This is a genomic window from Psychrobacter sp. PG1 (genome assembly GCF_014897815.1).
Classification (GTDB): domain Bacteria; phylum Pseudomonadota; class Gammaproteobacteria; order Pseudomonadales; family Moraxellaceae; genus Psychrobacter.
Genome location: NZ_JABUZG010000055.1, coordinates 185,241 through 205,436, shown reverse-complemented (window position 1 = coordinate 205,436; position 20,196 = coordinate 185,241). Strand labels below are relative to the sequence as shown.

General features: G+C 43.6%; 18 protein-coding genes. 6 read left to right on the top strand and 12 right to left on the bottom strand.

The genetic code is table 11. The features are described from left to right. Positions 1 to 11: 11 nt before the first annotated feature. The 4 genes from INT03_RS07740 to INT03_RS07725 form a co-directional block, all read right to left on the bottom strand. Positions 12 to 326 (bottom strand): hypothetical protein, encoded by a 315-nt coding sequence (locus INT03_RS07740; RefSeq protein ID WP_226950343.1) that lies wholly within the window; start codon positions 324 to 326, stop codon positions 12 to 14. 35 nt (positions 327 to 361) lie between these two features. Beyond that, positions 362 to 1,267 carry a 4-hydroxy-tetrahydrodipicolinate synthase gene (gene dapA / locus INT03_RS07735; RefSeq protein WP_193008482.1) on the bottom strand — a complete coding sequence of 302 codons (906 nt, stop codon included), beginning with the start codon at positions 1,265 to 1,267 and terminating at the stop codon, positions 362 to 364. Between the two features lie 438 nt (positions 1,268 to 1,705). Continuing rightward, complete coding sequence (locus INT03_RS07730) at positions 1,706 to 2,914, bottom strand: hypothetical protein (protein WP_193008481.1); 1,209 nt, start codon at positions 2,912 to 2,914, stop codon at positions 1,706 to 1,708. A gap of 261 nt (positions 2,915 to 3,175) precedes the next feature. Then, complete coding sequence (locus INT03_RS07725; RefSeq protein ID WP_390890589.1) at positions 3,176 to 4,540, bottom strand: Do family serine endopeptidase; 1,365 nt, start codon at positions 4,538 to 4,540, stop codon at positions 3,176 to 3,178. A 972-nt stretch (positions 4,541 to 5,512) separates the two neighbouring features. Here INT03_RS07725 and INT03_RS07720 point away from each other — a divergent pair. Continuing rightward, positions 5,513 to 7,885 carry a cation:proton antiporter gene (locus INT03_RS07720; RefSeq protein WP_226950342.1) on the top strand — a complete coding sequence of 791 codons (2,373 nt, stop codon included), beginning with the start codon at positions 5,513 to 5,515 and terminating at the stop codon, positions 7,883 to 7,885. Between the two features lie 150 nt (positions 7,886 to 8,035). Here the strand turns inward: INT03_RS07720 and tmk are convergent, their stop codons facing one another. Continuing rightward, positions 8,036 to 8,776, bottom strand: coding sequence for a dTMP kinase (gene tmk, locus INT03_RS07715; RefSeq protein ID WP_193008480.1), 741 nt, complete (start codon positions 8,774 to 8,776; stop codon positions 8,036 to 8,038). A 98-nt stretch (positions 8,777 to 8,874) separates the two neighbouring features. Beyond that, entirely contained in the window at positions 8,875 to 10,167 is a 1,293-nt protein-coding gene (mltG, locus tag INT03_RS07710; protein ID WP_055123616.1) for an endolytic transglycosylase MltG, read from the bottom strand. Positions 10,168 to 10,334: 167 nt separating this feature from the next. On the opposite strand from mltG, the gene INT03_RS07705 reads away from it, so the two are divergent. Continuing rightward, entirely contained in the window at positions 10,335 to 11,099 is a 765-nt protein-coding gene (locus tag INT03_RS07705) for a DpnI domain-containing protein (protein ID WP_193008479.1), read from the top strand. Here INT03_RS07705 and INT03_RS07700 read toward each other — a convergent pair. After that, positions 11,091 to 11,657 carry a hypothetical protein gene (locus INT03_RS07700; protein ID WP_193008478.1) on the bottom strand — a complete coding sequence of 189 codons (567 nt, stop codon included), beginning with the start codon at positions 11,655 to 11,657 and terminating at the stop codon, positions 11,091 to 11,093. The genes INT03_RS07705 and INT03_RS07700 overlap by 9 nt on opposite strands. 155 nt (positions 11,658 to 11,812) lie before the next feature. Here INT03_RS07700 and INT03_RS07695 point away from each other — a divergent pair, with 155 nt between their 5' ends. Continuing rightward, positions 11,813 to 12,010 (top strand): DpnD/PcfM family protein, encoded by a 198-nt coding sequence (locus INT03_RS07695; RefSeq protein ID WP_226950341.1) that lies wholly within the window; start codon positions 11,813 to 11,815, stop codon positions 12,008 to 12,010. A gap of 6 nt (positions 12,011 to 12,016) precedes the next feature. Here INT03_RS07695 and INT03_RS07690 read toward each other — a convergent pair whose 3' ends face one another. Together INT03_RS07690 and INT03_RS07685 are read right to left on the bottom strand one after the other, a co-directional pair. Further along, positions 12,017 to 13,003: an aminotransferase class IV gene (locus INT03_RS07690; RefSeq protein ID WP_296293211.1), complete on the bottom strand. Its 987-nt coding sequence runs from the start codon at positions 13,001 to 13,003 to the stop codon at positions 12,017 to 12,019. 3 nt (positions 13,004 to 13,006) lie between these two features. After that, positions 13,007 to 13,675, bottom strand: a complete 669-nt coding sequence (locus INT03_RS07685; RefSeq protein WP_193008477.1) for a hypothetical protein — start codon at positions 13,673 to 13,675, stop codon at positions 13,007 to 13,009. 444 nt (positions 13,676 to 14,119) lie between these two features. Between INT03_RS07685 and aroE the strand changes: the two genes are divergently transcribed. After that, positions 14,120 to 14,980, top strand: coding sequence for a shikimate dehydrogenase (aroE, locus tag INT03_RS07680; RefSeq protein ID WP_193008476.1), 861 nt, complete (start codon positions 14,120 to 14,122; stop codon positions 14,978 to 14,980). Positions 14,981 to 15,075: 95 nt separating this feature from the next. Here aroE and INT03_RS07675 read toward each other — a convergent pair whose 3' ends face one another. Further along, positions 15,076 to 16,203 (bottom strand): FUSC family protein, encoded by a 1,128-nt coding sequence (locus INT03_RS07675; RefSeq protein WP_193008475.1) that lies wholly within the window; start codon positions 16,201 to 16,203, stop codon positions 15,076 to 15,078. A gap of 398 nt (positions 16,204 to 16,601) precedes the next feature. On the opposite strand from INT03_RS07675, the gene INT03_RS07670 reads away from it, so the two are divergent. Both INT03_RS07670 and INT03_RS07665 read left to right on the top strand, forming a co-directional pair. Next, positions 16,602 to 18,422: an acyl-CoA dehydrogenase C-terminal domain-containing protein gene (locus tag INT03_RS07670; protein WP_060490238.1), complete on the top strand. Its 1,821-nt coding sequence runs from the start codon at positions 16,602 to 16,604 to the stop codon at positions 18,420 to 18,422. Positions 18,423 to 18,613: 191 nt separating this feature from the next. Then, the gene (locus INT03_RS07665; protein WP_193008474.1) at positions 18,614 to 19,096 is read left to right on the top strand and encodes a hypothetical protein; all 483 of its coding nucleotides are present in this window, start codon (positions 18,614 to 18,616) and stop codon (positions 19,094 to 19,096) included. 43 nt (positions 19,097 to 19,139) lie between these two features. On the opposite strand, the gene INT03_RS07660 is transcribed toward INT03_RS07665, so the two are convergent. Together INT03_RS07660 and ybaK are read right to left on the bottom strand one after the other, a co-directional pair. Beyond that, complete coding sequence (locus INT03_RS07660) at positions 19,140 to 19,514, bottom strand: 5-carboxymethyl-2-hydroxymuconate Delta-isomerase (RefSeq protein WP_193008473.1); 375 nt, start codon at positions 19,512 to 19,514, stop codon at positions 19,140 to 19,142. 107 nt (positions 19,515 to 19,621) lie between these two features. Beyond that, positions 19,622 to 20,110 (bottom strand): Cys-tRNA(Pro) deacylase, encoded by a 489-nt coding sequence (gene ybaK / locus INT03_RS07655; RefSeq protein WP_193008472.1) that lies wholly within the window; start codon positions 20,108 to 20,110, stop codon positions 19,622 to 19,624. Positions 20,111 to 20,196 lie beyond the last annotated feature (86 nt).

Here is a 20,196-nt window from a genome sequence, read left to right as displayed (position 1 = left end):
AGGAAATAGCTTTAAGTCGAAGGACTACTGACAGCGCGCTCAGGCTTCGGTAGCTGGTACTGATTACCTGATTCGTTCTGTAATTTCAGCGTATTTGCACCAGCATTAGGAGTTGCATACAAAGGTACAAAAGGCGCTGGTTCTTTGTTAGCAGGCAGCTCTATTGGCACAAGCTTCTTGCTTTGCTGATATTCTAAGCTACCATTGTCACGCTTACCAAGTAAGTTTTTAGCACTTTGGCAACCGCTCAATACTAAGGTGCTTCCCAATACTAAGGTCAGCAGCGCAGGGAATATTTTTGCAGTCGGTGATGATGTTTTCATCATATTATCTCTCTGAGTTAGCATTTACACGCATCATTTTATAATAAGTTCGCACGCACCAAGGCTTCATCAATAGTGGCATGATGTTGTTCAGCCAACCATACCAAAGGCAGACGAATACCAGTATCTATCATACCCATTTTATGAAGCGCATATTTGGCTGGGATAGGACTTGACTCAATGAACAAGTCACGGTGTAAATGCTTGACCACATCATGGACTTTATGAGCCGCGTCAAAATCACCACGAAGCGCCGCTGTAAAAGTCTCGCTCATCGCTTTTGGGGCGACGTTGGCAGTGACTGAGATATTACCTTTACCACCGAATGTCATCAAATCAAGCGCCGTACCGTCATCACCAGATAGCACGACGATTCTATCGCCCACTGCTTTGATCAATTGCTCTCCGCGAGCGATAGAGCCTGTAGCATCTTTAATCGCGACGATATTATCGATATCAGCCAGACGTTCTACCGTCTCTTGTGCGATATCAACGACCGTACGTCCTGGCACATTATAAAGCATCTGCGGGATATTCACCGCGCGCGCGATAGCCTTATAATGTTGGTATAAGCCTTCTTGTGGCGGCTTGTTATAATAAGGCGCAACCAATAACGCACAATCTGCACCAGCGTCGGCAGCATCTTGGGTCAGCTTAATGGCTTCCATCGTATTATTGGCACCTGTTCCAGCAATCACTGGTACACGACCTTTGACATGCTGAACAAAGTAGCGAATAACATCGCTGTGCTCTTGCATAGATAATGTCGCTGACTCGCCAGTAGTGCCAACGGCAACGAGACAATGCGTGCCTTGCTCAATCTGCCAATCTATGAGATCCGCCAGACGTTTATAATCAACCGTGCCGTCAGGATGCATGGGCGTTACCAAGGCTACCATTGAGCCTTGTAGTCGGGTTTTAATCTCGTCGTATGCTGTGCTCATAACCGTGCCTTACTGTATTATCCTAGCTTTTTTCAAAGCTGTCACATGATAGGTCGTTGGCAAGTGTCAATGATTATGTCTACGTCTGTACTCATATTGTGTACATTCATAGGCAACATTGGCAATATCTTGCTTGATATTAATGCTGAGTGTTTTTTACTATCAATATTTTTCTATGATAAAAACGTTCGCAATATAGATGCTCAAAGCCGTCTTGGCCTTATTTTTGCCAATGACCGACAACGCTTATTTAGTACTAAAAATAGAATAATAAAAACGCCTGCTAGTGTAGCATATTTTGATTTGACCGCTATCAATCAATTAACGTTCAATCAATTGAATTGCTGACATGCCATTACAACCTACAAACCAACAGCCTTATTATTCAACTCTCAGTTTAGCGCAATGAATCAGCACTGATAAGTCTTTTGAGTCATGTTAACGAATCGTCAACACATCGATAGTGGGGCGATACAAGCGAAAAGGCAGCCCTCGTGTGCCAATACCGCTACTGACAAATATCTGCGCACTGCCATGTTGGTATAAACCCCGCTGCTTGCCCATGCGGCTATTATTTAACAGGGTTGACTGCTCGCTACTACGTGCGATGTTTTTTTGTTTTTGTGCCAACCATATATTTTTTTGAATCGCCTTTGCTGCACCAGTAATCAATAGTGGTCGTGGCTGTAAGGATTTTGGCAAATCGCTAATACTATCAAATCGTGAAGCCAAGATGATGACGGGCTTCGTGGTATTAGCAATTTCAGCACCAAGCGCGGCTTTATCAGACGCATTTGCACCTTCAATATCAGCAAACTGTTTAGGAACATCTTGCCAGCCGCAAAGCACGGCGACGGTTGGGCTATTTTCCAAATTTTGCTCTCTAAAACCCTCTTTATTATTTTTAGAATAGCTCGCACTGGGCATTACTGGAAGCGCATTAGTAGCCCCAGTACATTTGAGTGGCAGTGACGTACACTGCTGACCGATATAGCTAATATCGAGTACATCAAAGGCACTAGACAACGTATCTTCTAATAGCGGCTGTCCTTGCTTAGTCGTATTAATCGATTGATAACGCAAGTCTGAGGTACTCATCACTGTATAAATAGGCTTATTAACCCCTTTAAACAACATGAGCTGTCCCACTAAATCTGCACTTGGATAATACAACCAGTCGCCCGTAATCAGCACCGCATCTGCTGTTAACGCATTGATGGTAGCAACCAGTTTACGAATATGACGCGGCTTGCCGCTATACAAGCCTATGCGTAAATCAGCCAATACGGCAACTGTCAGCGGTGTGGATAAATCTAAGTCGATTGCATGATAATCTAAACGTAAACGATTGGGTTGTATCACCACGGTATAAAAATAGAACCCCATTGCAAATACGGCCACTAGCACGAGTGTCAGTGATAGCTGCGGCAGTATCGGCAACATTTCTTGCGACCAACCTATCACCAACAGCAAAGCCCAAACGGGCATAGTATAGGCAGCATAATATAGTGCCAACTTCAACCAAATACGCATAAAACGTTTGGTAGGATTGGCATTGAACGTTTGTAATCCTGACCACAGTATGATATACGCAAGCAATACTGCTACCGTAGAGATACTTAGGATATAAAGAGCATGGTCAGTCATAATTACCTGATGGTTACGAGAGGGTATGAGCCGAGCAACTGGCTTACCCTATATTAGAACGTATAGAGCGATAAATAAATCGCTCCATGAATAAGTTAGTGACAGTGTTAGATTATTTTAACTCATGGTTAAAATAATCAGCCATTATAGGGGTCGAGCTCTATCATAGACAAGTAGAATTATTGACGCGTCTGTTATGCCATGCTCAATTGCTACCCCGACTACCCATTACCCCTACCAAGCTATCAAAGCTATCAAGGCTTACTCAATACGTAAACCAATAATCGCGGGAATACCTTGGCGGATAATTTCAATGGTCACTACGCCTTTTTTGGGCAATGATGAAATCGCGCTTGAAAAATCCGTGACCTTTTTAATCGGCTTTTGGTGAAAATTGGTAATCACATCACCTGCCAACAGACCTGAGCGCGCCGCCAATCCCGTTGGGTCAACCGTGGTAACCAAAATACCTGTCTTATTATCCACTGCTATTTCTGCTTGCTCATCAGCGGTCAAGTTACGTAAACGCAAGCCTAACTGCACCTCATCATTCTGCTGATCGCCGCCTTGTGCTCTCACATCATTGGGCGCATAAGTGAGTTTGCCGCTGATGGTCATCTGCTTACCATTACGCTGAATCTGTGCGCGGAAGCTATCGCTCGGTTTGGCACGATTGAGCAAGTTTAATAAATCTGAGGCGCGCATAATTTGCACTTCATTATATTGCAAAATGATATCGCCAGGTTTTAGACCAGCTTTTTGTGCAGGTGAGTCTGGTGATACTCTTGTCAGTAGTGCACCTTGAGGACGATCTAGGTTATAAGCTTCTGCTAAATTGCGATCGATGTCTTGTGGATAAATACCTAAATAAGCACGTACCACTTCGCCATCGGTTTTTAACTGCTCGTAAATATCCATCGCCGCATCAATCGGAATGGAAAACGACAGACCCATGTAACCACCAGTACCACTAAAGATACGCGAATTAATACCAATCACTTCACCGCGCTGATTAAATAGTGGACCGCCTGAATTACCAGGGTTCAATGCCACGTCTGTTTGGATAAATGGCACGCTGGTATCGCGTGAAAAACTGCGTGATTTAGCACTGACAATGCCCGCCGATGCTGAATAATCAAAACCAAATGGCGAACCAATGGCTAGTACTGGCTCCCCTACTTTCAGAGCATTTGAGTCGCCGATAGGCAAAGCAGGAAATTGGTTGCCCGAGACTTTTAGTACAGCCACATCAGAGCGCTCATCACTACCAACCAAGGTTGCATCAAGCTCTGTTCTATCGTTAAGAGTGACAGTTATTTTATCAGCGCCCTCCACCACATGGTGGTTGGTCAGCATATAACCATCAGCTGTGACAAAAAAGGCCGTGCCATAAGCATGCTCAATTGCTGGCGTGGCAGCCTGATCAGGAATACGTAAACGATCACCAAAGAACTGCCGCAACAATTCGGCTGTTTGGGCTTGGGCAAGCTCAGCCTCGCTGACGGTCTTGGTGACATTTACGCGGGCAACGGCTGGGGTAACTTGCTGCACTAAGTCAGAAAAATCCGCCGTGGTGACGACAGCTTGGGCGCTCGCCATGGCGGTGGCAGTGACGCCAGTAACCATCGAGGTACTGACAGCAAGCACCAGCGCACTACGTTTTAACCAATGCGGCACATAAAACTTAGATTGCGCTGTAAGCATATTGATAGGCATGTTGTCCTCCATATAAGTAATCGTTGTTATTTTTAGTGGTTATGTTTTGGCTACTATCGCTAGTGAGGCGAATACAATGTTTTAATTTTAATCAAATCCGTATATGACAAACGTTGCATCGGCACTGAATGTTATGGCGGCCAACCTTTTTAGTCGCTATCTAGTCGTTTATTAGATTACTGTTTTTTATACCCTTATGCCATCAACCATTCGCCTTTCCTTATATAAACACCCCAAAACAATGATAATCCTCGCTAGGTGCATGATAAAGACGGCTACTGTATGATAAGTCATCGTGCTATTTTGTCATTATTCCGATCATGTAGGATAACCCAAGGCGCAATTATTTGACCCAGTTATTGTATATTTTTACCACTGCCTACTAATATAGTGCTATATACGGCCTTGCTCAGCATGAAATAAAAGCATGTTATGATAGCAAGCCAAATAACTTTTTAAGCAAACTAAAGTCTATAAATAATCATTATTGACTATTGTTTTATAAAGCTGGCTATTATTACCCTTATTGCTCATCTTTTGCATCACTAGAATAATGCGATGGTCGATTCAAGATAAATGGATAAAAAAAGTCGCGTGACAGTACTATCAATAATAGACTGAGCGAGCGTGATGCCATATACGATTTATATGAGATTGACGATTTTTTCTAGCAATGCTTTTGTCTTTACTACTCTATAGTAGTTATATCATATCTGGCTCATGTTGTGATTCATGATGGATACCATTGTCGTCGCTTACGTTTCATAGAGATGTGTCTCTATAGCGAGTAGCGTCAACTTATTACTATACTACTGGCAGCCGCTACTCTAAAAAAGCGGTTGATAGCTATAAAATACGACAAGATTATAAAAGGATCAATTTATGGATACCGCCCTATTATTATCTGGCGTGGTTGGGATTGGCATTGCTGCCCAATGGTTGGCTTGGTATTTAAAGCAACCGTCCATTTTATTTTTATTACTGATTGGCATTATCGTGGGCCCAGTGCTGGGAGTCTTCGATCCTGACTTGGTGCTGGGAGAGCTGATGTTCCCCTTCATCTCTTTGGGCGTGGCGATTATCCTATTTGAAGGCTCGCTGACGTTAGAGTTTGACGAGATTAAACAGCATGGCACCGTGGTGCAAATGCTGGTGTCGGTCGGTGTACTTATCACCATTGCTATCGTGGCGTTATCGACTTATCTCTTATTCGATGTCGATCCACTGATTGCTTTGCTGTTCGGTGCGCTCGTGTGCGTCACGGGTCCAACGGTGATTATGCCGCTATTACGTAGTGTGCGTCCCAATAAGACCATCTCTAATATCCTCAAATGGGAAGGTATCATCATTGACCCAATCGGCGCTATTGCCGTGGTTTTGGTTTATGAATACATCATCTCAGGCGGCGAAGCCAGCAGTATCTTATTGTTTGCCAAAATCGTGGTATTAGCGACAGCGATGGGTATGGCAGGCGCTTGGCTGCTTGCCTTCTTGATGCGTCGGCATATGATTCCTGAATTTTTACGCAATGTCTTTACGCTTGCCTTTGTCTTGGTGTTATTTTCAGTATCGAACCATTTAGAGCATGAGTCTGGGCTATTGACAGTCACCGTATTGGGCGTGGCATTGGCGAATTGGCCAAAATTCCCACGCGATACGATTTTAGAGTTCAATGAATCTTTAACCATCCTTCTTATCTCTGTGCTGTTTATTATCCTTGCAGCACGTGTAGAGCTGGAAAGCTTACTTAGCGTTGGTTTCGCAGGTCTGGTGTTACTTGCTATCGTCATGTTTGTGGCGCGACCTTTATCCGTTTGGGCATCGTCTATTGGCTCAAACTTAAAGACCAATGAAAAGCTGATGATTAGTTGGATTGGGCCACGTGGTATCGTCGCTGCGGCTATTTCATCGTTGTTTGCGATTCGTCTGCAAGAGTATGATATTCAAGGTGTTGAACTGCTTGTACCCTTAGTATTCATGGTCATTATTGGCACGGTTATGATTCAGGGCTTGGGGGCGAAAATAGTCGGAAACTTGCTGGGTGTCCGTGAGCCTGAGACTAATGGTATTCTTATCGTCGGCTCAAATCCCATTGCGCTTTTGGTAGCAACTTCTCTAAAAGATCAGGGCTTTGATGTCATCGTCGCACACAACAACTATACCAATATTGCCCGCGCACGCATGAGTGGTCTGCGTACTTATTTTGGCAATCCCATCTCTGATCATGCCGATCATCATCTTGACCTGATCGGTATCGGTCGGCTGTTTGCCATGAGTATGGACAAAGAGATGAACACCTTATCTGAGATTCATTATCGTCATGAATTTGGTGAGCGCAAATTGTACCGTCTCAAGTTCAGCGACGAAAAGGTCAAAAGCGAGCGCGATGATAAGCAAGGCAACTTCCACTCGCAGTGGCTGTTTGGCAAAGACGTCACCTATACCAAACTTGCCAGCATGCTGTCGAAAAAAGCCCGTATCAAGATTACCAACATCACCGACAGCTACAGCTTTGAGCAATACAAAGCCGACAATAAGCAATTCGTGCCGCTGTATACAATCGACAAAGAAGGCAAGCTACACGTCATTACCGATAAGTTTGATGGCATCGTGCCACGCGATCGCAAGCTCATCTCACTGGTAGTGGAAGATGAAGTACAGCCAAAACCTGTCGACGTGACACCTAAACAAGAGCAGGCGCGACTGGCAGCTGATGCTAACTTTGAGTCCAGCTCAAAAGCACCTGAAAAGCGTAAAGAAAAAGAGCTGAGCGATGATAGTGTTGATGCAACAGAACAATCCACTGCCACTGATAGCGACAGCGCTAAAGAAATAATTGCTGAGCAGAAAATCACTGAGCAGAGAGTCGCTGAGCAAAATGCAGATACTGAGGTATCAAACCATTCGAGCAGCAGTGCTGGAACTAAAACCACGCCAGACACCTTGAATGACAAAGTAATAACGTCAAAAGATAAGTCTATTGACGTCGTTAATAAAGGCGTCATATCAGCCAACTCGACAGCGACTTCGAAGGCAATTCCTAAAAATAAGGTGTCTAACAATAGTAGTACGAATGGTAATGGCAACGCACCTAAAACTAAGAAGGGCGCGCTTGATCCAAATCGTCTACCCGACTCTGGTCAAGATAATACAACCAATGCAAGCTCTGATGGCGATATTACTAAAGACAACATTAACAAAGACAATGTTCAAGAAATTTCAGATAATAAAGCTGTGAATAAACAGGATAAATAATCGTTGCCACAGCTTTGTTTTAACACAGTTTTGACAATATCTTGATGACTGTTTTGATACTTTATAGAATATAACAGTTTATAAAACACAAAAGCCCCAACGCAATGTTGGGGCTTTTTATTTGGCTAGGTGATGGCTGTATAAAATCCGTTAAGAAACATCAAATCTGCCTTGTACCGCCTGCCATACTCGCGCGCTCACCTCATCGGCTGTGCCTGATGCGTCAATGCGCTGTATCCGTTCGGGATGCTGAGTCGCCAGCGTGTTAAAGCCTTTATGTACCCAAGTAAAAAATTCGGTCGCTTGCTGCTCAAATCTATCAGCGGCGCTACGTTTATTAGCGCGTGCCATGCCTTCTAATACGGGCAAATCCAGCCACAATGTCAGCTCAGGTAGTTGCGGCACAAACTGCTCGATAAGTGATTCAATTTTGGCTCGTACCACCGCATCGCCATGTGCGCGCCCAAAGCCCTGATAAGCAATGGTAGAATCGGTAAAACGATCGCATATTACCCACGTCCCACGTTGTAGCGCTGGCAGAATCACCTGCTGCATATGGTCGCAGCGCGCCGCAAATAGTAGCAATAGCTCTGTATCATCATTGATGTCGGTCGCAGGGTCCAATAATATAGCGCGCAAACGTTCTGCAAACGGGCTACCACCCGGCTCACGGGTACGCAGATACGCAATATTACTATCGTCTAAGCGTGTGCACAGCTGCTCAATGGCAGTCGTTTTGCCTACGCCCTCAGTACCTTCAAAACTGATAAAGCGCCCTTGATTGAGTGCGATATCATTGATGTCATTGCTTGCTTTGGGCTGACTTGTTTTGGGCTGCTTTGCTCTCAACTGGACTGTTTGAGATACATGGTTTTGTATAGGTGCTGACATGATATGACCTTATGTCATTGATGAGCGTTATGTCGTTATGTAGACAGTTGCATAACGCTCAGTTCACGATAGGTTTTGAGAAAAGATAGAGGATTGAATTACTGCGGCGGGGTTTGTGATTTTTTCTCACGCATGACGCCGAGATATTCTTTTACCGCTTGATTGTGCGCCGCCAAGCTATTAGTAAATTTGTGCCCGCCATTACCCGTCGCTACAAAGTACAATGCGTCACTATCTGCTGGATGCAAGGTCGCTTCGATAGAGGCAGCCGATGGTAGCGCGATAGGTGTTGGCGGTAGGCCGTCAATTTGATAAGTGTTATAAGACGTTTTTTCATCAATGTCTTTACGGCGAATGTTACCTTCATAGCGACTGCCCATACCATAGATGATGGTCGGATCGGTCTGCATTCGCATGCCTTTATCTAAGCGATTTCTAAACACCGCAGAGACCAAAGGACGCTCTTCTGCCACACTGGTTTCTTTTTCGATGATAGAGGCCATCACTAACGCCTCATAAGGCGTCTTATAAGGTAAATTGGGCGCACGATTTTCCCACGCTTCAGTCAATACTTGCTGTTGACGCTTATATAAATCGGTCAGTACCTGCTTATCAGTGCTACCTTCCCCATAATAATAAGTGTCAGGGGCAAACCAGCCTTCAAGATTGTGATTGACGATAGGGTCGTTACTATTGATCACTTCATTTGGCAATATACCGACCAAATCCAACGCTTGAGCAATACCAGCATTGTCTCTATCATTGCCACTATCGTCGGTCAGCACCTCTTTTTTGATGCCTTTATTATCCCGTAACGTCTGATACAAATCTTTAGAGGTTTTGCCTTCGATGATTTGCACTTTTACCATCGATGCTTTTACCCCTTGCCCAAGTATATGTAGCGTTTCAGCAAAGGTAGGGTTTTCTGGTAATTGATAAATACCAGCATGTAAGGGGCCATCGACTTGTGTTTTCATATAGAGCTTGGCAATCGTGGCAGAAAACAGCGGGATTTGCTGTTGCCACTGCGGCAGTAAGCCGTAATAGCTCTGACCCTGCTCAATGGTGACCATTTGCTTTGGCTGCTCAATCCGCCCAAACAATGTCTGATAGACCATCACTAAGAAAAACGCAGCGATAAGCCCCAACACTAGCAACACTTGATAACCACGCTGCATAAAGAACGATTGATTATCGGCTTTATATTCGCGTGGCTTAGCCGCTCCACTGATGAGTGACACATCTGTCGCTGGCGTTTCCTCTACCCCATCAACTGCTGGTTGCGTGTCCGGTAGTGTGGTATCGACACGCTCCTCAACACTGCTATCTGGTTTATTCGATGGCGTTTCATTAGGGCGTTCAGGAGGCGTTTCAGATGTAGGCTTGCTCATGGCAACTCGCGAGGCAGAAGTTTGCTAGAATTTAGCACTGAACCGTGCGATTTTCAATGGTATTTGCTTAGCTTATGAATTATCTTGGTATTTACGCCTGCTGATATGGGCTAATATTTCTACCTTCTTTTGGTATTTTTCCTTTTCTCTAATAACGAAAACTGGTTATGAACCTACATTTTAATCAAAACCTTGCCAAAAATTACAAGTCGCCTAGTCAAATCATTAGAGTACTCAGTGAAGATTGGGTTGCTAAGCAAAGTTACTGCCCTAATTGCGATGCTGAACCATTGGCGGAATTTACTAACAATCAGCCTGTCGCTGACTTTTATTGTGCAAATTGTAATGAGCAATATGAGCTAAAAAGTAAGCAAGCAAAGTTAAGCAACATTATCAATGACGGCGCTTATGACACCATGATTGAGCGTATCAGTAGCGACAATAATCCTAACTTTTTCTTTTTAACCTATTCTCAAGAATATAGCGTTAACAACTTCCTGATTATTCCTAAGCATTTTTTTAAGCCTGATATGATTGTCAAACGTAAGCCTTTATCAGTCACTGCTAAACGTGCCGGTTGGGTTGGTTGCAATATTGATTTACGACAAGTGCCAGAATCAGGCAAAGTATTTTTGGTCAAAGACCAGCAAGTCATACCACGCGATAATGTCACCGAGCAATTTCAAAAAACCTTGTTTTTACGCGAGCAATCTACGACCTCACGTGGTTGGACGTTAGATGTTTGGCAATGTATTGATAAACTGAACGTTAATTTTTCTCTCAATCAGGTTTATGCTTTTGCTGATGAATTACAGCGTAAACATCCTGAAAATAATCACATTAAAGATAAAATCCGTCAGCAATTACAAGTGTTGCGAGATAAAGGCATTATTGGATTTACTGGTCGTGGGCAATATCAAAAACTATATTAAACGTTTCTCATTGAATCGCTCAGGCCTTGGTTTTCCCTCATTATCACGGTACACGTCTGCAATTAAATCATCTCTATCGTCCCATAAAGGTAAACGTGCCGTTGCAACTAAACGGCCATGACACTTATGCGATGGATACTCTCCATCAATTTCATCATTGATTTTAAAAAAGTGCTCTTCACGATAATCGACGTAAGCGTGCATTCTATTTTTAACATATTTATTCCAATACCAGACCAGCTGGATAGCTGTGCGCGCGGGCTGAGTAAACTGTTTTAAGTTGACTGTCAGCGCACGTGTGACTGGTTCGTCGTTAGGAAAGACTCTAATACGTTGCTCGATAACTTCTTCTCTTGTTTCTGCGTACTCAAACACACCGCCAAACGCAATAAACTTTTTAAAGTCTTTCAAATACATAACACCGAGCGATAATTTAGTGAATCTTGATAAGTGAATAATTTCATCAGGTTGTTTTTTTGCTAATTTGCAAATCTCATCAAAAATTAATAGTCGACGGATTTGTAAAGGTATTCGTTCATCTTCGTAGATGTAGTCCATGGATATCTCTCCTTATCAAAACACTATCATTGATCGATTTTCCTTATCGCACAAGTCTACGTAACAAAAGACGATCACTTCTTTTTAAGCGCCTTTACTAACCTAGAATATATAAATACTCAAGAAATTTTGATAAGCATATATCGGGAATAGTAATGATGAAAGTAGATAAAAAACTGAAAAGAGCCTTTCAGATAGAGATTGTCGAGACGTTGAATAATATAGTGGAGGTTAACGCAGAGAACGAGCAAGAAGCACTATTAAAAGTGCGAGATATGTATCGCAATGAGGAAGTTATTTTGTACCAAGATGACTTTATTGATACCAAGTTTAATATTTTTAAATACGATTAGAATCGCTTAAAATCTCACCATTTCACCCGATAATAACGTCAGGCTACTCATTGAAATAATGCCTCGTAGTGCATTACAAAAGAACAGCTTGCTTAAATGCGGTAGATCTTCCTCTTGCAAAGACCTGACAATGACGGGCTGCTCCGTACCAGACAAAGCATCGATAATGACTTGCCGCATCACGCCAGCGACGCCAGATTTCGCCATGGATGGTGTATACCATTGACCAGTGGTTAGATAGTTTGTATTGTCTTCATAAAGCGCTAGCGTAGACAATTTTTCTGATGACGTTTTTTCTGATGATAGTGTTGATAAAGGCGAGTGTGACAACTGATAGAAGACGTTACTCATCGTACCTTCAACCCAACGACCACTCATATCTCGTAGCAACCCCTCACTGATGCTTGATTTAATATTGTCTTCCAATACTTTGGCTTTGATAGCTTGCAGCTCACCACTTGCCAGCACATTGTCGAGGCGATTGAGGCTTTTGAGTCCGGCTAATGGTGGCGGTAAGCAGGCAAGCTGCGAAGATAGGCAAATGGCAGAACTGATAGGCTGCATCGGGATTAAGCATCCATCAGGCAAGCGTAATTGCTCAGTCGTAGTGACGGTCATCACAGAGGATTTTAGCCAAATCTCACAAGCGCTACCAGATGCGGTTGGCACATAGTCATAACCACGGACATCTTGCGCGGCGCGAGTCACCATCAGTTTCAGCATGCCTTGTTGTAGTTGCTCGGCATGCGTCTGCAATAAAGCCATGACAGAATAACTGTCTAATTCAAGTTGTAAAGCTTCAGCATGGGAAATAAGGCGCTGCTGATGATAAGCCAACCACAGTATCTGCCCATCGATGACCCCCATCGTGGTAAAAAAACCATCGCCATATGCCAACCCACGATTGTCTAGCGATACTGTTTCTGAGCTATACGTCGTAGCACTTGATGGATGTATGCATAGCCAATTATTGAGCGGCATGATAGCTAGCACAGCTTACTTCTTATCTGTTTGGGCAGCAGATTTATTGATGACCAGCATACAACTGTAGAACTCACATTTTGCCAGTTCTATTTTTTGACCACCGATGACTTTATTTTTGATAATTTGACCATTAAGCATATCAGAAATCAGTTGTCCGCCCTCATCACCCATCAGTTGGCGGGCAAGCTTATGCGCTTTTTCGGCATGGTTTTGACTTATCTCTTTTTCTTTATCAGAGTCAGTAGGATTGGCAAAGTACCAGCCCAGTTCGAGATACTTTTCAGAATCAATCAGATCCAAATACGGCGCATCGGTATCCATAAAGCGATATTTTGCGGCTGGATTACTGGCATAGTCGAGGCTGTTCTCATCAGTGCTCATGACCTTGCCAAAAGTCGCTTTGATCTCATCTAAATTATCGACGTTCAGTGACGCTACATTTTTAGTGCCCCATCCTGCAACGTCATATTTCACTTGTGTACCTTGCTGAGCAGTAGCGCCGTCTAAATCGGCGTTCGGCGTAGCATTGTCCTGTACTAGCGCATCGTCAGCGACGGTTTGCTCGCTCATATCGGCATCTTGGTTTTGGGCGTCGTCTTTACTGCTATCACAACCACTGAGCGACACACCGACTGCCATTATCGTACCGACTAAGAGGGTCTGTAGGCTATTATTCCACATGGGCAATTTACTCACACTTTTAGATGATTCTCAAAATAGTATTAACGAGCAGGCAGATAGGCCGCTGATAATGGACATTATATTTTATAAATAAGCGTTCTTATACCTGGTATTTTATGACTCAGTTTGTTATGTCAGTTTCCTATGACTTAATTTTTGACAGTTCAGTTACTGATAGTTATGCAACTGCCAAAATATCAATATAAAAATTTCATGCTCTCTAGTTTACCCAACTGCTTAACACTTGACCACCCTTTACGTTACGGATAACGCTCCCAGACAGTACAGATTTGTTAAAGACCTAACCTGTCAAAAAACCTACCTATTAAAGTGTTTACTGGTTAGACCACTGATTTGTCAAATATCGCATTATCCCTTATGATGATTGTATATCAATGCCCTTCTACTGATCAATTTTTGCCTCTTACCGCAAGCAGACCTATTATGACCCAGCATTTTATCGTTATCGGCAATCCCATTGCCCACAGCAAATCCCCTGAAATTCATAAGTTATTTGCAGCGCAGACGGGCATTGAGATTAGCTATCAACGCCAATATTGCCCCGATGATGCAGCCAGTTTTACCGCGGTGCTTGAGGCGTTTTTTCAGGGCGGCGGGGTTGGAGCCAACGTGACTGTACCTTTTAAACAAATCGCTTATGACTGCTGCGCGGCGCGCGGTGGTTTATCAGAGCATGCCAAAGTTGCAGGCGCAGTCAATACGCTGTTACTAAATAAAGCGCTGTTAAAAAGTGGCGTGCCAATCACCGAGGCATTGTATGGCGATAATACCGACGGACAAGGACTGGTCAATCACATCTTAAGTTTGGATTGGCCATTGAGTGGTGCACGTGTGGCACTCATTGGTGCAGGCGGCGCAGCACGTGGAGTGATATTGCCATTAATTGAAGCTGGTATCGCACATCTTACGATTGCCAATCGCACGCTGAGCAAGGCAACAGAGTTAGTCACTGAGCTTAGCGCGGCAAGCGCTGCTATTCATGAGCAGCAGATTGAAACTTGTCGCACGACTGAATTAAATGGACCGTTTGATATTATCATCAATGCGACTTCTATTGGTTTATCAGCAGATACGCTACCACTAAGCGACACGCTAAACGGTGACTACGCTTATGACATGATGTACGGACGCCCGCTGCCATTTTTGCAGCATTTTTCTGCACGTGGCGCGCAGATTTCTGATGGCTATGGCATGCTCATCGGGCAAGCAGCGCTAAGTTTTGCGCGTTGGACGTGTCATACGATCGATGTTGTGCAAGCGACTGAAACGCTACACAGTCGTTAATCGAAAATTGACATAAAAAAAGTCGCATGAACTCAGCTCATGCGACTTTGATTAATACTTGATTTCAAATGTACTGGTGGTTTGACACTCATCAATTAGCCAAAGCGCGCCAGCAGCCAGTTTTCGATACGCCGTAGTGGTATGCGTAAGTTGGTTGAATGCATCACTACTCCGCCGCTCAGACCCACCAAGCAGCCAATCACAGTATCAAAAAGGCGTGTGCGAATCACTTCTTGATAGGCGGACTCAGAAAATGGTAGGCCACTGCCGTATTCTGCAATAAATATCGTCAGCGGCGTGATAAATATGACTGCCAAACCATAATGTCGATCCACTAACGTTTCGATACAAAGCATCATCGTCAGTATCGCCAGTGCCACCCCCCATATTGATAATCCCCAAGACAACATCCAACTCGCCAAAACCACACCCAATACTGTACCAAGTAAACGATGTATTTGCTTAATCCACATGGTGCGCAAATGAATACCTTGGATAATCAAAAAGCAACTAACTGCTGCCCAATAGGGGTTGGACAGCTGTAAAGTGACGGCGATGAGCAAGGCTAAACTGACAAAACCGGCGACAATCACACTTTCAGTAATGGTATCTGGCTCGTAGCTATAAGTAGGCGTCGGCGTCGCTGGGCGCGTTGCTAATAAAAACAACGAATACAGCAATGCCATCACTAAAGCAAAGCCACTGCCAAGCATCACCAGTCCAGTTGCAGGCAAAATGTCTTCCAAAGGTAGCGGTATAAATAGCGCAATAGCACCTACCATCATCACAAACAGTCCCGCTGGCGGTGGCTGACGATAATAACGTCCAAAAATCACAATACCAAACGCCATTAGCGTAAATATTGGCAGTTTTAATAGCGGGACTTGCTGAGCAATTAGACCGAGCGCAAAGCACAGCGACATGGCAAAACCCCAAGCCATCACCGTCACCAATCGATACGGCAGCTTGCCCACTAACGGTATATTCAAAATAACCATCGCCCCCAAAGACGCTTTGATACCTGACGATAAAGCATCAAAATAAGCGCCCACAAACACAGGGAAACTGATGGCAATCGCCGCGATAATCGGCATATGCCACGGTCTCTTACTACGGTTCACTGTCAGCAAATGCACCAGCTCGCCATCAATTAAAGCCTTTATGCGAGCAAATAACGCTGTCAGCCAAGATGCTCGCGTTGCCTCACGCTTGGATGCGCTCATAATTGGCTTTCCTTATATCGTAAATGCAGTTAAAAAATGTTTTTCTGATACGGCCACATCTATCATAGATAGCTACTTAACCACAGACACTAATAAAAATCGAACCCATCAATACATAAATTAATGTTTTGATTTAAAATATTAATTATGAATATTAGTTATTAGTTATATATTTGTCGCTATAGAAGATTTATACTGACAGTAACGCCACGACAGCTGTTTTTTATCAAGGATGCCTTAACGGCAATCAAAATGGATGAGCTGTTTTTGATAAATCTGAATGATGAGCCGTGATATCGTCTATTCTTACCCCAAATGATTAAACACCCTTTTACATGAAACGTGGCTCAAATACCGAGCTAGCCATTTATGATAGCGAATAACTAAAGAGAGCGACTATGTTAACTTACAAAGCACCTTTACGTGATATCAAGTTTTTAATAAATGATGTTTTCGACTTTCAAACTCATTATAAAGATTTGGACAATGGCGAAAATGCCGATCCTGAAACCGTTGATATGATTCTTCAAGGGATGGCAGATTTTGCTGAAAATGTCTTAGCGCCTTTATATCAACCAGCAGATGCTGAAGGTTGTCATTTTGAGAATGGGGTTGTCACAACCCCTAAAGGCTTTAAAGAAGCTTATGATCAATTTGTAGAAGGCGGCTGGCAAGGTATTTCTTACCCTGAAGAGTACGGCGGTATGAACTTACCGACCTCATTGAACTTAATTAAAGCTGAAATGATCGGTACGGCGAACTGGCCATGGGCAATGTATCCTGGTCTATCAACTGGCTGTATCAATACCATTATGCAATATGGTACCGATGAGCAAAAAGAAACCTACTTGCATAAATTGGTCGAAGGCTCTTGGGCTGGTACCATGTGCTTGACTGAACCACAATGTGGTACGGATTTGGGTCAAGTTAAGTCTAAAGCCATTCCACAAGATGACGGCTCTTATAAGCTTAGCGGTACTAAGATTTTCATCTCAAGTGGTGAGCATGATTTAACGGAAAACATCGTTCATATTGTTTTAGCACGTTTGCCAAATGCACCAGAAGGCACACGCGGTATCTCATTATTTATCGTACCGAAATTCTTGCCAACTACTGAAGGTGAAATTGGCGAGCGTAATGGCGTGACTTGTGGATCGATCGAACACAAAATGGGCATTAGCTCATCGGCTACTTGTGTGTTGAACTTTGATGATGCCGTTGGTTACTTAATTGGTGAACCGAACAAAGGTCTAAAAGCCATGTTCACCTTTATGAACACAGCCCGTATTGGTACTGGTATCCAAGGTTTGGCGCATACTGAATTGTCATTCCAAAACGCGCTGCCGTATGCAAAAGATCGCCGTTCTATGCGCACCTTATCAGGCACAAAAGAGCCTGAAAAAGTTGCTGATGCCATCATCAACCATGCTGACGTACGTCGTATGCTATTGACCCAAAAAGCCTTTGCCGAAGGCGGTCGCTCGATGATTTATCATTCTGCGCGCTATGCCGATAAAATGGCACAGGGTATCATCAATGGTGATGATGAAGAGTTTGAAAAATGGGATGACAAATTGGGTTTCTACACACCAATCCTAAAAGGCTTCTTAACTGAGCTAGGTATCGAAGCGGCCAAACACGGTCAGCAAGTCTATGGCGGTCATGGTTATATCAAAGAATGGGGCATGGAGCTAATCGCTCGTGATGCTCGTATCGCCACCATGTACGAAGGTACAACTGGTATTCAAGCATTGGATTTACTCGGTCGTAAAGTGATCTTGCAGTCTAAAGGAAAAATCATCCGTGATTACACCTCAAGCATCATGAAATGGTGTGGCGAATATGCACTTGACAAAGACATGCGTAAATTCGTTTGGGCGCTCACCAAGCTATGTGCTGAGTGGAATACATTGACTGTCCGCTTGATGCTAATGGCACGTAAAGATCGTGAAATCATCTCTGCTGCATCAGACGATTTCTTGATGTACTCAGGCTATGTGATGATGGGTTATCATTGGGCGCGTATGGCAGCGGTCGCTTATGACAAGCTAGAAAACGGCGGCACTGAATCCCCAGAATTCTACAAAGCTAAGATCCAAACGGCTGAATTCTACTTTGATAAGTTATTACCACGTACCTCGGGGCATGCCGAAGCCATGGTTGCACCAAGTGACAGCATGACAGCAATGAAGATTGAGAACTTTGCTTTTCTAGACTAAGTTTTTTAGACTAAGATAGCATCACAATTAAGCAGTAATTAATAAGAAAAGCGCCTAGCATGTAGGCGCTTTTTTATGCTTAACTAAAAGTACAGCCGTTCTCATTAAAGCCTATCGATAATAAATATACATCATAGATGAGGGTTAATGAGTAACTCATTATAGATAAATGGCCATTTTAGGAGCCAATCATGTTACCCAGTGATCATCAAAAAACTTCTTTAGCCTCATCATTTATACGAGTGCTACTGCTCAGTACGGCACTGATCAGTTTTAGCGCAACTAGTGCTACGGAGCTGGCTAAAAACCCTGACATTCCTATTAAATTTGCCCAAGGCGCGATCAGTAGTACGGTCACTGGCAAATTAAGCCCCAATGAAGATGAGCGCTGGTATCGCTTTGATGCCACCAGCTGGCAATATGCGATTATTAATATTTCGCCACTTACTGGTACGCCTGAGACAGCCAATGTCGGCGTATTACATATGCCAAACGGTACGCAAGATGGCAGCAAAGGCGGTATCGTGTATCAAGGCTGCCTACCCACAACCGGAGAATATCGCTTACGTATTGCCCGCAATCTGATGGCGACTGAAGGTAAAACGGCTGGTTATAAGGTTGAGGTAATGATATTACCCACGTATGCCAGTAAATCGCTATGTGAGTACTTATAACGATTGATGAATCGTCGTTTCGGACGATATCAGCATTTTAGCTTTAGCTACCCAGCATTTTTTTATGATATACCGCGCTAATTTCTTCAACTTCCACACATATCTGTAAGGCTGCTCGCCCTGATTGCTCTGCGCCTATCGCCTGCTCTATCGTCGTCACCAGCAGCCCTGCTAGCTGATTACGAATAACCATGTCACGACCAGTTATTAGTTTTAGATGCGCATAAATAAAGCCATACACCTGCTCATCATCTTCAACGCCTACCAAAAATGTCTCAATAGGTACGATCCGTGCTTTAATATCAGTCGGCTTGCCAAAGTGCCCACTGTCCCATAATGCTTTATTTAACGCTTTAAGCAATGATTCTTCATGAGCAATACTGACATTTGGCGTCATTTGAATGGTTAGATGTGGCATGAATATGTCCTTATAAAATATGAGTGAGGGGATAAAATATTAGCCATCGTTTCAGACTTGATTAAACAACCCGTTAGCGGCAACGATTTTTAGTCATCAGTAACTTTTTAGTCATCAATAATAGTACTAAAGCAAGCAGCAAGGGTCTCAGCTAATTGTGCTGGTGGCAGCTCAATTTCTAAACCACGGCGACCACCGCTGACATAAATCGTTGTCTGCTCTGCAGCCGAGCTGTCTATGATAGTCGGCAAGCGCTTTTTTTGTCCCAATGGGCTGACGCCGCCTAGCACATAGCCCGTACTACGCTCTACCTGCTTAGGATCCGCCATTTGCACTTTTTTGCAGGTCAGCAATTTATTTGAAGATAGCGCCTTAGCCGTTTTTTTAAAGTTTAACGTTTTATCTACGGGTAAGATAGCAACGGCAAGCGCACCAGTCTCTGTCGACACCACCAAGGTTTTGAACACTTGTGACACATCCACGCCTAGCTTTTCTGCCGCCTCTAAGCCAAAAGAGGCGGCATTACTGTCATGGACATAGTCGTGTAATTGATAGTTCAGAGCGCGTTGTTTGGCAAGATTAATCGCTGGTGTCATAATATTTCAGCTTATATCAATGATATTAATGGGTAGATTTAAACATAATTACTCTATAGTGACTCTTGGTTGTCGCCGAACTATTA